This window comes from Bradyrhizobium sp. JR3.5 (assembly GCF_054057015.1).
The window spans coordinates 1089109-1107293 of record NZ_JBSRYV010000001.1 but is presented as its reverse complement, the minus strand read 5'-3'; the positions used below and the strand labels follow the sequence as shown (position 1 = coordinate 1107293).

The following is an 18185-nucleotide window of genomic DNA, read 5'->3' as shown; positions in this document are numbered from 1 at the left end:
GGCGCCCTCCTACCGATTCGACTTGGTCGGCGGCGTCACGCCGTCGTTGCGCTCGCGCCAGGGCAGCGGCGTTGCCGGACGCAGGCTGCTGTAGGGCGCGATCGTCGAGCGGTAGCCGACGCTGGTGCTGCCTGCCGACGGGTTCGCCGGATCGCCTGCGACGGCAAGCGGCCGGCCGTCGGCCATGCAACCGGCGAGCGGCGCAACTGCGAGGATGGCGGCGGCGATCCGCGACACGAATGTGGATGGCGCGCGCCAGCCAAGCCGGTTGCCAAGCCGTGTGGCCACGGCGGCGAGCCTCGCCCCGAAATGCGAATACATGGGTCTGTCCCGATCGTCAGATGAATGACAGGCATGCGCACGCGAGCGCGCGGCGCAGCCACGATGTCAGCTGAGGATCAGGCGATGGGGGGACGATAGAGCTCGCGCGGGCGCCTCGCTGTGCAGGCTCTGAAGAGCCTCGGCGAGACGGGTCGCGATCGGGCGCAAGGGAGCAGTGACGGACGGAAGATCGGCCGGCAGCGCCGACACGCACATCATCGCGCAGCACGGCCCCGGCGCGTTCTTGCCGTCGTGGCTGTGCTTGGCAGGAGGTTCAGCGCCATCGGCGGCGTGATGCATATGCATGCCGCCATGATCGTGGGCGGCATGATCGTGCGCGGCGCCATCGGCCTGCGCCATCGAGGCATCATGCACCCGCACCGCGGCGGCCGGCTGGACCTCATCGGTCAGGCACGGAAACGGCGCCCCGAACGCGAGCGCGACGGACGGCGCGAGGACGCAGAACAGATAGGTCAGGATGATGGAACATCCCGCCCGCACCCGCCCTGACCTCGTCAACCGCACCAACACCTGCGTGATCGCCCCGAACTCACCTGACCGCACCCCGGCTGCAAATCAGTCGGCCGCGAACCGCCATCGTCTATACCCCCTCAGGGTATCATTCAATCCGGTTTGAACCAGCCAACGGATTCCCTGCCCCTGCTACACGCTGTCGCACGACCGGCGCAACGACATCCGCTCCCGGCATCCTCACGCGAAGCCCCATGCCCTTCACGACGGCGAAGATAGCGGGAATCACGATCAGCGTCAGCAAGGTCGACGAGATCATGCCGCCGATCATCGGCACCGCGATGCGCTGCATGATCTCGGAGCCGGTGCCGGTGCTCCACATGATCGGCAATAGCCCGGCCATGATGGCAACCACCGTCATCATCTTCGGCCGCACCCGCTCGACCGCGCCCTCGATGATCGCGTGGTTGAGATCGTCGCGACCGATCGTGCGGCCCTCGGCGACGCGACGCGCGGTGACCTCGGCCAGCGCATGGTTGAGATACATCAGCATCACGACACCGGTCTCGGCGGCGACACCGGCGAGCGCGATGAAGCCGACCGCGACCGCAACCGACAGGTTGAAGCCGAGCGCCCACATCAGCCAGAGCCCGCCGACCAGCGCGAACGGCAACGACAGCATCACGATCATGGTCTCCGCCACCGAGCGGAAGTTGAGGTAGAGCAACAGGAAAATGATCAGAAGCGTCACCGGCACCACGATCTTGAGCCGCGCCGCGGCGCGTTCGAGATATTCGTATTGCCCGCTCCAGATCACATAGGCTCCTGGCGGAAACTGCACGGCGGCCTGCACCGCGCGCTGCGCATCCGCGACATAGCCGCCGAGATCGCGATCGCGGATATCGACATAGATGTAGGTCGCAAGCTGCCCGTTCTCGGTCCTGATCGTGGTCGGCCCGCGCGCCGGCGTGATATCGGCGACCTCGCCGAGCGGCACCGCGCCGCCCGCCGGCATCGGCACCAGGATGTCGCTGGCGATCGCGCCCGGATTGTCGCGCAGGTCGCGCGGATAGCGCATGTTGACCGTGAAGCGCTGGCGTCCCTCCACCGTCGTCGTGACGGTCTGGCCGCCGAGCGCGGTCGCGATCGTGTCCTGCACGTCCTGCACCGCGATGCCGTAGCGCGATAACGCCTCGCGGTTCGGCGTGATCTCGAGGTAGTAACCGCCGAGGCCGCGCTCGGCATAGGCCGACGAAGTGCCGGGCACGCCTTTCACGACCTGCTCGATCTGGCGGGCGAGCTTGTCGATCACGGCGAGATCGGGGCCGATCACCTTGACGCCGACCGGCGTTCTGATCCCGGTCGACAGCATGTCGATGCGCGCCTTGATCGGCATGGTCCAGGCATTGGAGACGCCAGGAAATTGCAGCGCCTTATCCATCTCGGCGATCAGGCCGTCGAGTGTGAGGCCCTTGCGCCATTGCTGTTTCGGCTTGAGGTTGACCACGGTCTCGAACATCTCCGACGGCGCCGGGTCGGTCGCGGTCGCGGCGCGGCCGGCCTTGCCGTAGACCGAGACGACCTCGGGAAAGCTGCGGATGATGCGGTCCTGCATCTGCAGCAGCTCGGCCGCCTTGGTCACCGAAATCCCCGGCAGCGTGGTCGGCATGTAGAGCAGCGTGCCCTCGTTGAGGTCGGGCATGAACTCGGTGCCGAGTTGCCGGGCCGGCCAGACGGTCACGGCGATCGCACCGAGTGCGAGCAGGATCACCAGCGTCTTCGCCCGCAACACGCCGTTGATGACCGGACGGTAGATCCAGATCAGGAAGCGATTGATCGGATTCTTGTGCTCGGGGACGATCCTGCCGCGGACGAAGATCACCATCAGTGCCGGAACCAGCGTCACCGACAGCAGCGCGGCTGCCGCCATCGCAAACGTCTTGGTGAAGGCGAGCGGCGAGAACAGCCGCCCCTCCTGCGATTCCAGCGTGAAGATCGGCATGAACGACACGGTGATGATGAGCAGGCTGAAGAACAGCGCCGGCCCCACCTCCGCCGCGGCCTCGATCAGGATCGCGACCCGCGACCGGCCGGGCTCGGCCCGCTCCAGGTGCTTGTGCGCGTTCTCGATCATCACGATCGCCGCATCGATCATGGCGCCGATCGCAATCGCGATGCCGCCGAGACTCATGATGTTGGAACCGATCCCGAGCAGCTTCATCGCGCCGAACGCCATCAACACGCCGACCGGCAGCATCAGGATCGCGACCAGCGCGCTGCGGACATGCAGCAGGAACACGAAGCAGACCAGCGCGACCACGACGCTCTCCTCGAACAGCGTGCGCTTGAGCGTGTCGATCGCCGCATAGATCAGGTTGGACCGGTCATAGACCGGCACGATCTCGACCGACTTCGGCAGGCTGGTCGCGATCTCCTTGAAGCGTTTCTTGACGTTTTCGATCACGTCGAGCGCATTGACGCCGAAGCGTTGCAGCACGATGCCGCTCGCCACCTCGCCCTCGCCGTTCAATTCGGCGATGCCGCGCCGCTCGTCGGGGCCGAGCTCGACGCGGGCGACGTCGCGCAGCAGCACCGGCGTGCCGTTGTCGGTCTTCAGCACGATGTTGCCGAGATCGTTGATATCCCTGAGATAGCCCTTGCCGCGAATGACATATTCGAACTCGGAGAGCTCGACGGTGCGGCCGCCGACATCGGCATTGCTGGCGCGGATCGCATCGCGCATCCGCTGCATGGTGATGCCGCGGTCGCGCATCCGCTGCGGATCGAGGATCACATTGTACTGCTTGACGAAGCCGCCGACGCTCGCGACCTCGGCGACGCCTTCCGCTCTCGCCAGCGCGAATTTCAGGTTCCAGTCCTGGATGGTGCGGGTGTCGGCAAGATTCAGCTCTTTCGACATCACGGCATACTGGTAGACCCAGCCGACGCCGGTCGCGTCGGGACCGATGGTCGGCGACACGCCGGCCGGCAGCCGCGACGCCGCGCCGTTGAGGAATTCGAGCACGCGCGAGCGCGCCCAGTAGATGTCGGTGCCGTCCTCGAAGATGACATAGACGAAGGAGACGCCGAAGAACGAGAAGCCGCGCACGACCTTCGATTTCGGCACCGTCAGCATCGCCGTGGTCAGGGGATAGGTGACCTGGTCCTCGATCACCTGCGGCGCCTGGCCGGGATACTCGGTGTAGACGATGACCTGGGTGTCGGAGAGATCGGGGATCGCATCGAGCGGCAGATGCAGCAACGCGTAGAGACCCGCGGCGGCCGCAAAGCCGGTGCCGAACAGCACCAGCAGCAGGTTGCGCGCCGACCAGGCGATGACACGCACGATCATGGCCGGCCTCCGTCCGTCGTCTGGCCGTCGGCCGTTGCCGCTTGCGCAGCGCCGGCCTCGGCAAAGCCCTTGATCGCCGCCTTCAGGTTGCTTTCGGCATCGATCAGGAAGGTCGCCGACGTGACGACCGCATCGCCCTCCGCGATCCCGTCGCGGATCTCGACATAGCCGTCGCCGCGCCGCCCGAGCTTGACCACGCGGGGCTCGAACCGCCCGTTGCCCCGGTCGATCAGCACGGTCTGCCGGCTCCCGGTGTCGAGGATGGAGTTTTCCGCCACCGTCAGCACCGGCGCCGCGCTGCCAATGTCGATCTCGGCGTCGACATACATGTCCGGCAGCAGCGCGAGATCGGCATTCTGCAATTCGATCCGCACCCGCGCGGTGCGCGTATCCTTGTTGACCTGCGGATAGATCACGCTGATCTGGCCCATGAACGTGCGGCCGGGATAGCTGCGGGCCCGCACCGCGACCTTCTGGCCGACCACGATATTGCCGAGGTCGCGCTCAGCGACGTCGACCAGTGCCCACACGACAGAGACGTCGGCGATCCGGAACAGCACGTCACCGGGCTGGGCGCGCATGCCCTCGATCGCCGCACGCTGCAACACGATGCCGTCGCGCGGCGACAACCACTGGATCGCGAGCGGCACCGTGTGGCTTTTCTCCATCTCGGCGATGACGGTCTCGGGAACGTCGAGATTGGTCAGCCGCTGCTTGGAGCCGCGTCCGTAGGGCTCGATATTCGCGATCGCTTTCGAGGTCATGGTCGCGACATATTCGGCCGCCGCGGACGACACCGCCGGGCTGTAGATCTCCATCAGCGGCTGCCCCTTGGTCACCCGGCTGCCGGTCGTGATGTCGGCGACCTTCTGCACATAGCTCTCGGCACGCATCGCGATGACGGAGACCCGCCGTTCGTCGAGCTGGATCGTGCCGGGGGCACGGACCAGCGTGCGGATGCGGCGCAGCTCCGCCGCTTCGGATTTGACGCCGGTGCGCTGGATTTTTCCCGGCGACAGCGTGATCGAGCCGCCGTCGCTGTCCTCGCCGTCGTAGACGGCGATGTAGTCCATCCCCATGGAATCCTTCTTCGGCACCGGCGAGGTGTCGGGAAGGCCCATCGGATTGCGATAATATTTGACCTTGCGCTCGCCCTTGGCGGCCGTGGCGTTGTTGTCCGCCGGCATCGCCATTGGCGCGTCCGCCTCGTCGAAGCTGAGATCTGCGCCGGCGGCAACCGGCTGGTAGTCGCGGCCGTCAGGCGTCTTCTTCGGTGTCAGCGAGTAAGACGGCTTGCCGTCCGGATCGCGGAAATAGATCGGCGCGCCAGCTTCCGCCGCTTGCGCGGCGGAGGCGGCAAGATTTGCGCCCGGCCACGGCGGCAGGCCGCGACCGGGATATACGACGCCTGCCGCTGCAACGATCGCAGCGGCAACGCCTGCCAGAGCGAGCCGGTTCATTTTCCGGCCGTGACGACGAGCTTGCTTTCGACCGTGCCGGTCTCGCCCTGCACCTTCGCACCGACCGACAGCTGCCAGCGCCCGGCCATGCCGAAGTTCGCCTTGAACCGATAGGTGCCGGGTTCGATCCCAGGCATCGGCGTGACCTTGGTGGCCATCTCCTGCATGCCGTCCGGCGCCATGTCGAGCCGCGTCGCGAAGATCACGGCGTCAGGCACGGCCTTGCCGGTCTTCTTGTTCATCAGCCGAACGGTGACAACCTTGTCCGGACCAGCCTGGACGGTCTGGTCGACGAGCTGGAATTCGTAGTCCTTGATGTCGGCGAGCGCGACAGTGGCGGTGCCAGTCAGCGCCAGGCCGATGAGCGCGGCCGCTACGGCACGCGACGTATTGAACGACGTCATTTCGTTTCACTCCTCGATTGGATTTGGCCTGCCGCTTGCGCGGCATGCGACGTCCACGCGCCAGAAGGTCGCGCGGCAGCAACGGCGCTTGCGGCGCCAGTCAGACCAAATGTCGAGGAGGATGGTCGGGCGGCGGACGGACCAGCCCGTCAGCGACCAGATCGTCATGCGGATGCAATTGCAGCTGCGTCGCCGGCCTCACCGCGAGACCGAACGTCGATGGTCCCTCGTGCAAAACCTTCAACATGCAGATCGCAACCAGCGGACAATCCCGGCAATCATTGCTCTTCTGCTTGTCGGGGCAGCACGGCATATCGGCCGTCATGTCCGACATGTCCGCCATCTGGCTCATACCGGTCAACGAAGATCCGGCCGCCGCGGGCGTCGCCAGCGGCGCAATTGTCAGGCCTGCCGTCACGAGGACGGCGAGCAGCAATCTGAACAATTGGCGAACATTCATGTCGCGACAGTCTCACAAAGGACGGGTGCTGAAAAGGTCACCCTGTTCACAACTGCACCAGCGGGAGCTTGGGTGGTTAATCGTTCATGCCGGCCTGGCGGCCTGCACGGAGCACCTATTGAGACTTCGGGCCGCCGTGATAGCGCCACGGCGTCCGCGCAGCGTCCGGGACACTCGCCGGCTGCAAGTGTGCCGCTCCCTGATCGTAGCCGAATGCAGACATCGGGTCGCGTTGCACGTCAACGGTACCCGCCGGTGCGGTTTCTGCGGCCTCATTGGGCAGGTATCTCCTGTCGGAGGCCGTCAGGCCCGCTTGCGCGGTTGCCGACGCCACCACCAGCGGCGCGAGGATTGAGAAGGCAAGAAGGCATTTGTTGATCGACATCAGCGGCTCCATCATTTTCCTGAAGCGCATTGATTTGCGCTTCTGATCATGAGTTCGGAGCCAATAGTTTTCCCGGTTACACGCTCACGCCGACGTGAGAGGTCGGATCGCTGCGTTTCACCAGCGTAGCAATCGCGGTCCCAATGCCGCGCCTGCAAGTGTGCACAGCACGATCGTGCCGCCGTACCACAGCGCGACAAAGGGCAACGAGTCATCGGTGCAGTGGAGTGCATAGGCGACGGCGCTCACGCCACCTGCGACAAGGCCGCCGAATGCCCCCGCCTGCACCAGATTGGTCGGCGCCGCCTTTCTGACCGCCCAGATCACCACGGCAAACGGCACGATCGCGATGATCGGAACAGAGATGAGGCATTCGAGCCATTGGTCTCCCATGACCATCCTGTTCCAGTGGGAGCTGGGCGCCTGTCCGAGGCTGATGGCGGCAAGCAGCATGATCGCCCCGAACGGGAGTGCGGCAAGTCCAAGCGAGATCTTTCGCTCGCCGCCCGGCCGCGCCAGCCGGGTCAGATAGACCGACGCAGCGCCGACAGTGCCGAGCGCGAATGCGAGCTTCAGAAGAAGAAAGGTCACGGCACGCGGCGTGGTCAGGTCGGCGCGAACGCCGAGCCCGGCAAGCACGAGGCCAAGCGCTGCAACCAGCCCCAGCCCAAGCGCAATGGCCACGGCCCGGCTGACCAGCCGGCGATCGACCGGCTCGACATTGTTGCTCAGCGCCGCGATGAGGTCATCCGTCTTCATGGCTCCGTCCTCCCGGCGATCAACGCGGCCAAAGCCTTCAGCCCGCGATGAATGCTGACCTTCACACTGGATTCCGACATGTCGCATCGCTGCGCCGCTTCTGCGACGCTCAATCCATCGAGCTTTACGGCCGCGATCGCGCACTGCATGTTCGCCGGCAATTGCTTTAGCAATCGCCTGAGGTCAAAGCTGCTCTCGGCGCCGATATGATCGTCATGGGCTGTGATGTCGTCGGCCTCATCGATCGGCACGTCGGCGCGCGAGGTCCGCGTGCGACGCAGGAAATCGATCAGCTTGTAGCGCGCGACCGCGTGCACCCACGGCGTCAGCTTCTGTGCCGGGTCGTAGGTGTGCCGCTGGAGGTGAATTGCCAACACGGCCTCCTGCACCAGGTCCTCCGCCTCCGCCGCGCCGCGGCCGCTCCTCGCAAGCTTGCTCTTGTAGTAGGCACGCAAATGCCGGCTCAGGCGCTCCAGCAACGCCCGGTGGGCCGCCGCATCGCCATCCTGGCTGGCAAGCATCAGTTGCTTGAGCTCGTGTTCCGCGGTCGTCATGCAGCGCATCTATGATCTGGTTCGCTCAAGCGGCCGGTTTGGTTACACCCCGATCGGCCGGACGATGAATATTTTTGATGCCGTGACGGGTTCGATTCGCGCGTAATCGACGTCAGTTCGCGAGTTCATCGCGCCTGGATAAGCCCGTCTTTGGCGACCGCCGATCACAATCCTGCCAGACGGGGCCTTGACCTGTGCAATCGCCCAAATGACATAAGGGGCTGACCAACGGACCCGCGGCCTATGCAACTCGTGTCGACCCTGACCTGTCCGGCCTGCGGATTCGCCGCGACCGAAACCATGCCGACCGATGCCTGCCAGTTCTTCTACGACTGCCGCGGCTGCGGCACCCGCCTCAAGCCGCTTGCCGGCGATTGCTGCGTGTTCTGCTCTTACGGGACTGTCCCCTGCCCTCCGGTGCAAACGCGCGGCGAATGCTGTGGCGGGTCAACGCCGGCCTGAACGCCCTGCCATTGATTTGCCCTGCGGCGCAGGCCGCCGCGGCGAAAAAATTTCGGTTTGTCGGAATAGACAAGCCCGGTCTCGCCGGGGACAGCACGAAGTAAGCCCTGCGGCTGTCGATTCGAATGCGTCGCGTTAGTAGGACTGAGCGTAGGGTGCAGCATCCATCAGCAGCACACCAAAAAGAAGCACCAGATAGAGCATCGAAAACACGAACAAGCGACGAGCAGGCCGCCTTTCCTTGTCGTGGCTTCGACGTACTTGCCATGCGAGAAAGATCATGATCGCTCCCAGCATCGCGGCGGCCGCGCCATAGATGCCCCCCGCGAATCCCAGTGCATAGGGTAGCAGCGAGATCGGAACCAAAAGCACGCTATAGAGAAGAATCTGGCGCTTTGTTTCGGTCTTGCCGGCGACGACGGGCAACATCGGCACACCGGCGCGGGCATATTCTCCAGCAAGATTGAGCGACAGTGCCCAGAAGTGGGGTGGCGTCCAAAGGAAGATGATCAAGAACAGGATGAGCGGCTCGAGCCCGACGTTTCCGGTGACCGCGACCCAGCCGATCACCGGAGGGAGTGCACCGGCGGCACCGCCAATGACGATATTCTGCGGTGTTCGGCGCTTCAGCCATATCGTGTAGACGACGACGTAGAAGAAAATCGTGAAAGCAAGGAGAGCAGCAGCGGCCATATTCAGCAAAGTGCCGAGGGCCAGGACGGCGCACGTCCCGAGCATCAATCCGAAAACCAATGCTTCCGAGCGCGATACACGGCCGCCAGGGATTGGACGGATGGCGGTCCGCGCCATCACCGCATCGATGTCGGCATCGTACCACATGTTGAGCGCACCTGCGGCGCCAGCTCCCGCAGCTATGCAAGCAAGAGCAACGACGCCGGTCACGGGATCGATGCCGCCTGGTGCGACCATAAGACCGACCAGTGCGGTAAAGACGACCAGCGACATGACGCGCGGTTTCGTCAAAGCGACGTAGTCTCCGATGTTCGTGTAGCTCCGGCGAAGAATTGAACGATTGATTTGCACGAGATTGATTCCTCGTCAGTTCGATACTCTAGAGGCCATCGGTTGAAGGCCTTCTTCGCAGAGTCCCAGATGACGTGGCGAGTTCTCAGCCGTCTTGCCTCTAGCTCGCTGACGCGAAAAACATGACCCGAAGCAGATGCGTATAGTCGGATTCGAACACCATGATCCCCACAAAGACCAGCACGAGCACCGGCGGCAACAGGATGGCGTAGGCCAACGCCAACCGCTCCCAGGCCATGTGCATGAACACGGCAACGATCAGGCCGGCCTTCAGCACCATGAACAGCAGGATCAGTGACCAGCGGAGATGGCCATGGATGCCGAAGAAGTCGACGAGGTATGAGCAGGTGCTGAGCACGAACAGCCATCCCCAGACCACGAGATAGAGCTTGATCGGATGCTGCTGGCCCTTTGCGTGCGTGGCTCCCGATGCGACTGCGTCGTGCACATACGCGTGCAGCCCATGTTGAGTTGCCTGCCCTTCCACATGTACCGCTGCGTTTGTCATGCGCCAACCTCACCAGAGATAGAAAAAGGCAAAGATGAATACCCACACCAGATCGACGAAGTGCCAGTACAGGCCCATGATTTCGACGATCTCGTAATACCCCCTCCGGCTCGTGAAAAAGCCACGCCGCTCGACGTCGAAGTCTCCCCGCCAAACCTTTCGCGCGACGGCGATCAGGAAGATCACACCGATGGTCACGTGGGTGCCGTGGAAGCCGGTGATCATGAAGAAACAGGCGCCAAAATTGCGGCGCGCCCCACGGGTTGCCCCACGGCCGCACGCCCTCCATGATCAGCTTGGTCCATTCGAAGGCCTGCATTCCGACGAACGTCGCGCCAAATGCTGCGGTGGCCAGCATCAAGGCTGCCGTTTTGGCGCGATCCCGGCGGTAACCGAAGTTGACGGCCATCGCCATCGTGCCGCTGCTGCTGATCAGGATGAAAGTCATGATCGCGATCAGGATGAGCGGGATGTGCTTGCCGCCGAGATTGAGCGCGAAGACTTCGCTGGGATTGGGCCACGGCACGGTCGTCGACATTCGCGCCGTCATGTACGACAGCAGGAAGCAGCTGAAGATGAAGGTGTCGCTCAGAAGGAAGATCCACATCATGGCCTTCCCCCAGGACACGTGCTTGAAGGCACGCTGGTCCGAGGCCCAGTCGGCGGCGATGCCGCGCAATCCGGGTATCGTTCCGGGCGACGGCTTGGGGGTTGCAAGTGTGGTTTCCGTCATCGCTTCCCGCCCCCTCGCTAGGTGAGCAACTGGCGACAGATGTCGACCAAATTGTCGGTCCAGCCCGTCATCAGACCGAGCAAGATCAGCCAGACCAACAACAGGAAATGCCAATAAATGGCGCAGAGCTCCACGCTCAAGCCCATCTGCATCATCGGCGCGCCACGCCACACATTGGCGGTCGTCCTGCCGAGCGCCACCAGACCGCCCATCAGATGCAGTCCGTGCACCGCGGTGATCAGGTAGAAGAAGGAATTGGCTGGATTGGACGCCACGAAATAGCCGGCGACCTTCAGCTGCTGCCAGACCAATAGCTGCCCGGCCAGGAAGGTCACGGCGGATGCTCCGCCGATCAGCAGGCCGACGATCAGGCCGTCAATTTCGTCGCGTCGCGCGGCCATGTACGCCCATTGCAGCGCCACGCTGCTGATGACCAGGACGCCGGTATTGAACCACAACAGCCTGGGCAGGGGCAGTTCCCGCCAGTCCACCATGCTGTTGCGCATGGAGTAAGCACTGATCAGGAGCGCGAACAACGAGCCGACGACCGCGAGAAACACGCCCAGTCCGATCTTCGCCGTCGGCACGGACGAACCGCGCTCACCGCGAAGATCGACGGCCACACCCTGCTCCAGCCACGGCTTGGCAGCCAGCCGTTGCTGCGAGAGCCACCATCCCGCGATCGCTGCAATTGTAGCAATGAACAGGATGATGGCACTCACGGATGGGCTCCCTGCGTCGCCAATCCGGCCGGCGGTTCATTTTGCGGCACAAAGTCCCCCGCAGCGCCCGGCACGCTGTAATCGTAGGCCCAGCGATGGACGATCGGGAGGTCCTTGCCCCAGTTGCCATGTCCGGGCGGGGTTTCCGGTGTCTGCCACTCCAGCGAGGCGGCTCCCCAGGGGTTGCTGCCAGCCTCTTTTCCCTTGAACAGGCTCCAGATGAGATTGAACAGGAAGACAAGCTGGGCGAAGCCGACAATCAGCGCCGCCACACTCATGAACGCATTGAGGTCGTGGGCGGATGCCGGGACAAAGGCTGTCTCGCCGATGTCGTGATAGCGGCGAGGCATCCCGAGCAGGCCCAGATAGTGCATCGGGAAGAAGACCGCATAGGCCCCGATGAACGTCACCCAGAAGTGGAAGCGTCCAAGCGCCTCATTGAGCATGCGTCCGGTGACTTTCGGATACCAGTGATAGAGTCCACCAAACACGGCCATGATCGGCGCGATACCCATCACCATGTGGAAGTGCGCGACAACGAACATCGTGTCCGACAGCGGAACGTCCACAACCACGTTACCGAGAAACAGTCCGGTCAGGCCGCCGTTCACGAACGTGATGATGAACGCGAGCGCGAACAGCATCGGCACCGTGAGATGGATGTCGCCGCGCCACAGCGTCAGCACCCAGTTGTAGACCTTGATCGCAGTCGGGATGGCGATGATGAGTGTCGTGGTGGCGAAGAAGAACCCGAAATACGGGTTCATGCCGCTCACATACATGTGGTGCGCCCATACAACGAAGCTGAGCGCACCGATCGCCACGATCGCCCAGACCATCATGCGATAGCCGAAGATGTTTTTTCGCGCGTGGACGCTGATCAGATCGGAAATGATGCCGAAGGCCGGCAAGGCCACGATGTAGACTTCGGGGTGGCCGAAGAACCAGAACAAATGCTGGAACAGGATCGGGCTGCCGCCGCCATACTTCGTCAGCTGGCCCATCTCGACCAGCGTCGGCATGAAGAAGCTGGTTCCCAGGAGGCGGTCCAGCAACAGCATCACCGAGGCGACGAACAGCGCCGGGAAGGCCAACAGCGCCATCACGGTAGCCGTGAAGATGCCCCACACCGTCAGGGGCATCCGCATCAACGTCATGCCGCGCGTGCGGGCCTGCAGCACCGTCACCACATAATTGAGCCCGCCCATCGTGAAACCGATGATGAACAGGATCAGCGAGGCCAGCATGAGAACGATGCCCCAATCCTGCCCGGGGGTGCCGGAAAGAATCGCCTGTGGTGGATAAAGCGTCCAGCCGGCGCCGGTCGGCCCACCGGGCACGAAGAACGTCGCGACCAGCACCAGCACGGCGAGCAGGTAGACCCAGTAGCTCAGCATGTTCACGTAGGGGAAGACCATGTCCCGCGCGCCAACCATCAGCGGGATGAGGTAGTTGCCGAAGCCGCCGAGGAACAACGCCGTGAGCAGGTAGATCACCATGATCATGCCGTGCATGGTGATGAACTGAAGGTACTGATTGGCATCGATGAAGGAGAATGTGCCGGGAAATCCCAGTTGCAGCCGCATCATCCACGACAGCACCAGCGCAACCATTCCGATGGACATCGCCGTGATCGAGTACTGGACGGCGATAACCTTGGCGTCTTGCGAAAAGACGTACCTCGTCCACCAGCTGTGCGGGTGATAGAGCTCGACCTCACCTACTTCGGCGGGCGGGATGCCTGCGACCTCATCAAACGGGATATCGACCATCGGAATAGCCTCCTTGGTCTTCCGCTCAGCGACGAGTTCACCTCATATCCGGCTGATCCTCGTCGGCATGTTCATTCGCTACCAGTCTTGTACGCGGCCTTCGCGACGTCGTGCTGGCCTGACAACCCCGCAAACGTCCGCTGCCTCTCGAGCCACGCGTGATATTCTTTCGCTTCCTGCACGACGACCCTGCTCCGCATCTGCGCGTGCGCGGTACCACACAGCTCCGCACAGAGGACGTCGAATGTTCCGGTGCGGGTGGGCGTGAACCAGTAATAGGTCACCGAGCCCGGTATCATGTCCATCTTGGCCCGGAACTCGGGCACGTAGAAATCATGCAGAACGTCGATTGAGCGGAGCAACACCTTCACCGGCTTCCCAACCGGCAGATGCAGATCGTCGCTTTGAACGACGATGTCGTCCTGTCCGTTCGGATCGTTGGGATTCAACCCCAGAGGATTGTCGGGACTGATCAGGCGCGCATCTGACGTGCCGAGCCGGCCGTCTTTTCCCGGAAGCCGATAACTCCACATCCACTGTTGTCCAACGACCTCGACGTCGGTCGCGTCGTCGGGAACGGTGACGAACTGGTGCCAGACGACCAGGCCGGGCGCCAACATGGCGGCGACGCCGACTGCCGTCACGATGCTGAGCCACCATTCGAGCTTCTTGTTTTCGGGATTGTAGGCGGCCCGCCGTCCCTCCTTGTGGTGGAAGCGGAACACACAGTAAGCCATGAACGCGATGACCGCGCAGAACACCGCACCGGTGATCCAGAACGTCAGATTGATCGTGTCGTCGATGTAGCGCCAGTTTGAGGCGATCGGCGTCCACCACCACGGGCTGTAGATGTGAAACAGCACCGAGGCGACGGCAACCAGGAGCAGTACGAGCGCGACAGCCATCCCTCATTCCTCCTTGCCATTGAAGGCTACGGAGACGAACGAAAGGGCGGAGCTCACGTCAAAGGTATGGTGTCAAAGGTATGGTGTCACGTACACCATCACCGCGCCTTTTGCCTCGCCCATTCTGCCGGTCGGGACGCTGGGACATCATGACAAAGGGTCAACGTCCCGGCCGCAATCTCATCGGAGCTTGGGGGCGTTCAGTGCATTGAAGATGGTACTCGTCGAGCCCGGCGTCAATAGAGGAGTATGTCCCGCCTCTGTCCGGCGCGCGTTAGCGCGAATGCATCGCGTGCCGGAGGGCACCGATCGGCACCCGTCATCAGATGGTGCATCGCAAAACCTGGCCTGTGCGATTGCACAATTCTCCCGACCGCGTTCGCCATCTTGCTTCTGCTGCGTATCGGACTAGTTTGATTGGACCGGTTGCGACAGATGTCGTCCGGCAAGCTCCTTCTGGTTGAATCTGATTTGCCGGACTCAGTCGCGATTTTCGCGCATGAGGCGGATGTGCGTGTGTTGATGGCGCTCCGTTCCCCTGCGGGCACAAGCAAGGAGACCGGAACCATGACCACCGTATTCGCACGACCCAAACTGCAATTGTTTGGCGTCTCGACCGCCTTTGTCGTTCGCAAGATCAGCCTTTCCGACCTCGGCGACGCGCTGCGCCTCGGCTGGGAAGACTTCAAGGCCATCCCGACCCACGCCATCGTCCTGTGCGTGATGTACCCCGTCCTCGGACTTGTCCTGTTCAGACTTGTGATCGGCTATTCGGTTCTGCCGCTGCTGTTTCCGCTCGCCGCCGGCTTCGCCCTGATCGGTCCTTTCGCCGGATTAGGCCTCTACGAACTGAGCCGCCGCCGCGAGCGGGGAGAGGAGCCAGGAGCCTGGGATGCAATGCAGGTGCTGCGCGCGCCGTCGTTTGGCGCCATGCTCGAACTTGGCATTCTCCTGTTCGTTCTGTTCGGGGTCTGGATCGCCGCCGCGGACGCGATCTACATTGCGACTTTCGGCTATGCTCCGGCTGCGAGCATCCCTGATTTCGCAGAGCGCGTGTTGACGACGCCCGAAGGCTGGTCGCTCATCATCGTCGGATGCGGCGTCGGCTTCCTTTTCGCCCTGGCTGCCCTGTGCGTCAGCGTCGTCTCGTTTCCACTGATGCTCGACCGCCATGCCACAGCGATCGATGCGATCCGCACCTCGATACGGGCCGTGATGATGAATCCAATTGAGATGGCGGCGTGGGGATTGATCGTTGCGGTATTGCTGGCCGTGGGTTCACTGCCATTCTTCGTCGGTCTCTGCGTCGTTCTGCCGGTGCTTGGTCATGCGACCTGGCATCTTTACAGGAAGGTGGTCGAGCCTGACCCGAATCCTCCGCAAGAAGAGCCCCGCCCGCCGATCGGTCACCGCTACGCGGCCGATTTCCCGGCCTCGCTCTTCCCGTGGAGCCGTGAGCGTTAGTGACACGAGGGGCGGACTTGAGATTGGCGAACCGCCTCGCACGGATCAATGCAAGGCGCAAATCCCCGGCTTCACGATCGAGCCGGCATTCCGTCATGCCCGGGCATAGCCGTCCGAAGGACGGTGTCGCTTCCGCTCGCCTATGCCCGGGCATCCACGTCTTCACTCCAATCGAATAAGAAAGGACCTGGATGGCCGGGACAAGCCCGGCCATGACGGCCGGTAGCTTACGTCTGCTTCAACACCGCCGGATCGACCGGCATCTTTCGCAGCCGCTTGCCGGTCGCCGCGAAGATCGCATTGCTGATCGCAGGCACGATTCCCGATGTCCCGGTCTCGCCCATGCCGCCGGGCGGCTCGGTGCTCGGCACGATATGGACCTCGATGGCCGGCGCCTGGTCGATCCGCAGCATCTGGTAGCTGTCGAAATTGCTCTGCTCGATGCGACCGTCCTTCAGCGTGATTTCGCCATAGAGCGCGGCGGTGACCCCGAAATTGATGCCGCTCTGCAACTGCGCCTGCACGGTGTCGGGATTGACCACGGTGCCGCAATCCATCGCGCAGACGACGCGATGCACACGGACCGAACCGTCCTTGGCAACCTCGACCTCGGCGACCTGTGCGAGGTAGCTGCCGAACACGAATTGCAGCGACACGCCGCGGCCGCGCCCGGCAGGCAGCTTCCCGCCCCAACCGGCCTTGGCCGCCGCGAGCTCGAGCGCCGCCTTGGCGCGCGGAGACTTGCCGAGCAGCGCCTTGCGATATTCGACCGGGTCCTGCTTGGCGGCCGCCGCCATCTCGTCGATCATGCTTTCGGTGACGAACACATTGTGCGAGGGCCCGACGCTGCGCCAGAACGCGGTCGGAATGCCGGGCGGCTCGACCCGGACATATTCGACGTGGAAGTTCGGAATGTCATAGACGAGATCGATCGCACCCTCTGTCGTGTCGGGGTCGAGACCGTTGCGGAACGCCGGCGGCGCCCACCGCGCAATGACGGAAGAACCCGCGAACCGATTGTTCCAGGCCACCGGCTTGCCCGATGCATCGAGACCGACCGCAATCCGGTCGCACCAGTACGGCCGGTACATGTCGTGCTGGATGTCCTCCTCGCGGGTCCACACCACCTTGACCGGCGCGTCGGACCTGTTTTGCGATCTGTACGGCGCGAATGACACCATCGACCTCGAGCCTGCGGCCAAAACCGCCGCCGAGCAGGTGATTGTGCACCACCACCTTCTCCGGCGGCAGGTCCAGCATCTTGGCGGCCACCGCCTGCACGCGCGAGAGCGCCTGGTTGCCGACCCAGATTTCGCAGCCGTCGGCGCGAACATGCACGGTGCAGTTCATCGGCTCCATCGTTGCATGGGCGAGGAACGGCAGCTGATAGCTTGCCTCGAGTTTGGTCGCCGCGTTCGCCATTGCCTTGTCGGCGTCGCCGATATTCTGCGCGACCGCGCCCGGCTTCGTGGTGGCGGCTTCGAGCTCGCGCGCGATATCTGACGTGGCGAGCTTGGCGTGAGCCCCCTCGTCCCACTCGATCGTGAGCGCCGCGAGACCTTTCTTCGCCGCCCCCATGTGATCGGCCACCACGGCGACCGCGTCATCGAGCTTCACGATCTGTCTCACGCCGTTGACGGCCTTCGCCGCCGCATCATCCACGCGCTTGACCCGCCCGCCGAACACCGGCGACTGCGCCAGCGTCGCGACCTTCACGCCGGGCGGCCGTGCATCGATGCCGTAGACCGCCGAGCCGTTGATCTTGGAGGGCGTATCGAGCCGCTTGGCCGGCGTGCCGATCAGCTTGAACTCGGCCGGGCTCTTCAGCGTCACGTTCTCCGGCACCGGCATCTGCGCCGCGTCGGCCGCCAGTTCGCCGTAACCGAGCTTGCGTCCCGTCGCCCCATGAAGCACCTCGCCGTTCTCGGCGCGGCACGAGCCGGGTTCGACGTTCCAGCGTTTCGCCGCTGCCGCGACCAACATCGCCTTCGCGGTGGCGCCGGCTTTGCGCATCGGCTGCCAGGCGCCGCGCATCGCATTCGAATTGCCGGTGGCCTGCACGCCGAGCAGCGGGTTGGCATAGAGCTTGTCGCTCGGCGGCGCATGCTCGAGCTGCACCTGCGTCAGGCCGATCTCGAGCTCCTCGGCGATCAGCATCGGGATCGAGGTGTAGGTGCCCTGCCCCATCTCGACATAGGGCATGGTGAGCACGACCTTGCCGTCGCCGCCGATCCGAATGAAGGCATTCGGCGCGAAGCCACCGGAGGCCGCGGCTTCGCCCTCGCGGCTCGCGAACGGCAGGCTCACGCTCAGCAGCAGGCCGCCGCCTGCGATCGCGCTGGCGCGGAGGAAATTGCGCCGCGACAGGTCGGCGGCGCGCTCAGACAGATGGTCCATCAGTGTCATGGC

At 63.7% G+C, this 18185-nt stretch carries 16 protein-coding genes and 2 pseudogenes; 2 read left to right on the top strand and 16 right to left on the bottom strand.

What is annotated here, in order from left to right; translation table 11 throughout:
• Positions 1-9: 9 nt before the first annotated feature.
• The 9 genes from ACVWW1_RS05470 to ACVWW1_RS05430 form a co-directional block, all read right to left on the bottom strand.
• Positions 10-321 (bottom strand): hypothetical protein, encoded by a 312-nt coding sequence (locus tag ACVWW1_RS05470; RefSeq protein WP_456655113.1) that lies wholly within the window; start codon positions 319-321, stop codon positions 10-12.
• Positions 322-387: 66 nt separating this feature from the next.
• Complete coding sequence (locus ACVWW1_RS05465; RefSeq protein WP_456655112.1) at positions 388-846, bottom strand: hypothetical protein; 459 nt, start codon at positions 844-846, stop codon at positions 388-390.
• Between the two features lie 94 nt (positions 847-940).
• Positions 941-4144: an efflux RND transporter permease subunit gene (locus ACVWW1_RS05460; RefSeq protein WP_456655111.1), complete on the bottom strand. Its 3204-nt coding sequence runs from the start codon at positions 4142-4144 to the stop codon at positions 941-943.
• Positions 4141-5604: an efflux RND transporter periplasmic adaptor subunit gene (locus tag ACVWW1_RS05455; protein ID WP_456655110.1), complete on the bottom strand. Its 1464-nt coding sequence runs from the start codon at positions 5602-5604 to the stop codon at positions 4141-4143. Before ACVWW1_RS05455 ends, ACVWW1_RS05460 begins: the two co-directional genes overlap by 4 nt.
• Positions 5601-6008, bottom strand: coding sequence for a FixH family protein (locus ACVWW1_RS05450; protein WP_456655109.1), 408 nt, complete (start codon positions 6006-6008; stop codon positions 5601-5603). The genes ACVWW1_RS05455 and ACVWW1_RS05450 overlap by 4 nt, the downstream gene beginning before the upstream one ends.
• Before the next feature lie 100 nt (positions 6009-6108).
• The gene (locus tag ACVWW1_RS05445; protein WP_456655108.1) at positions 6109-6468 is read right to left on the bottom strand and encodes a hypothetical protein; all 360 of its coding nucleotides are present in this window, start codon (positions 6466-6468) and stop codon (positions 6109-6111) included.
• A gap of 115 nt (positions 6469-6583) precedes the next feature.
• On the bottom strand, positions 6584-6853 hold the full coding sequence (locus ACVWW1_RS05440) for a hypothetical protein (RefSeq protein WP_456655107.1): 270 nt from the start codon (positions 6851-6853) through the stop codon (positions 6584-6586).
• A gap of 117 nt (positions 6854-6970) precedes the next feature.
• Positions 6971-7612, bottom strand: coding sequence for an NrsF family protein (locus ACVWW1_RS05435; protein ID WP_456655106.1), 642 nt, complete (start codon positions 7610-7612; stop codon positions 6971-6973).
• Positions 7609-8166, bottom strand: coding sequence for a sigma-70 family RNA polymerase sigma factor (locus tag ACVWW1_RS05430; protein ID WP_456655105.1), 558 nt, complete (start codon positions 8164-8166; stop codon positions 7609-7611). The genes ACVWW1_RS05435 and ACVWW1_RS05430 overlap by 4 nt, the downstream gene beginning before the upstream one ends.
• 243 nt (positions 8167-8409) lie before the next feature.
• Here ACVWW1_RS05430 and ACVWW1_RS05425 point away from each other — a divergent pair, with 243 nt between their 5' ends.
• The gene (locus ACVWW1_RS05425; protein ID WP_176530486.1) at positions 8410-8628 is read left to right on the top strand and encodes a GDCCVxC domain-containing (seleno)protein; all 219 of its coding nucleotides are present in this window, start codon (positions 8410-8412) and stop codon (positions 8626-8628) included.
• A gap of 135 nt (positions 8629-8763) precedes the next feature.
• Here the strand turns inward: ACVWW1_RS05425 and ACVWW1_RS05420 are convergent, their stop codons facing one another.
• The 6 genes and pseudogenes from ACVWW1_RS05420 to coxB form a co-directional block, all read right to left on the bottom strand.
• Positions 8764-9672, bottom strand: a complete 909-nt coding sequence (locus ACVWW1_RS05420; RefSeq protein ID WP_456655104.1) for a heme o synthase — start codon at positions 9670-9672, stop codon at positions 8764-8766.
• Positions 9673-9772: 100 nt separating this feature from the next.
• On the bottom strand, positions 9773-10180 hold the full coding sequence (locus tag ACVWW1_RS05415) for a cytochrome C oxidase subunit IV family protein (RefSeq protein WP_176530484.1): 408 nt from the start codon (positions 10178-10180) through the stop codon (positions 9773-9775).
• Between the two features lie 9 nt (positions 10181-10189).
• Positions 10190-10913 (bottom strand): annotated as a pseudogene (locus ACVWW1_RS05410) (heme-copper oxidase subunit III family protein).
• Positions 10914-10930: 17 nt separating this feature from the next.
• Complete coding sequence (locus tag ACVWW1_RS05405) at positions 10931-11635, bottom strand: cytochrome c oxidase subunit 3 (protein ID WP_456655103.1); 705 nt, start codon at positions 11633-11635, stop codon at positions 10931-10933.
• On the bottom strand, positions 11632-13407 hold the full coding sequence (gene ctaD / locus ACVWW1_RS05400) for a cytochrome c oxidase subunit I (RefSeq protein ID WP_456655102.1): 1776 nt from the start codon (positions 13405-13407) through the stop codon (positions 11632-11634). Before ctaD ends, ACVWW1_RS05405 begins: the two co-directional genes overlap by 4 nt.
• A 71-nt stretch (positions 13408-13478) precedes the next feature.
• Positions 13479-14312: a cytochrome c oxidase subunit II gene (coxB, locus tag ACVWW1_RS05395; protein WP_456655101.1), complete on the bottom strand. Its 834-nt coding sequence runs from the start codon at positions 14310-14312 to the stop codon at positions 13479-13481.
• 567 nt (positions 14313-14879) lie between these two features.
• On the opposite strand from coxB, the gene ACVWW1_RS05390 reads away from it, so the two are divergent.
• The gene (locus tag ACVWW1_RS05390) at positions 14880-15776 is read left to right on the top strand and encodes a DUF2189 domain-containing protein (RefSeq protein ID WP_176530479.1); all 897 of its coding nucleotides are present in this window, start codon (positions 14880-14882) and stop codon (positions 15774-15776) included.
• A 227-nt stretch (positions 15777-16003) separates the two neighbouring features.
• Here the strand turns inward: ACVWW1_RS05390 and ACVWW1_RS05385 are convergent.
• Positions 16004-18182: pseudogene (locus tag ACVWW1_RS05385) on the bottom strand (molybdopterin cofactor-binding domain-containing protein).
• Positions 18183-18185 lie beyond the last annotated feature (3 nt).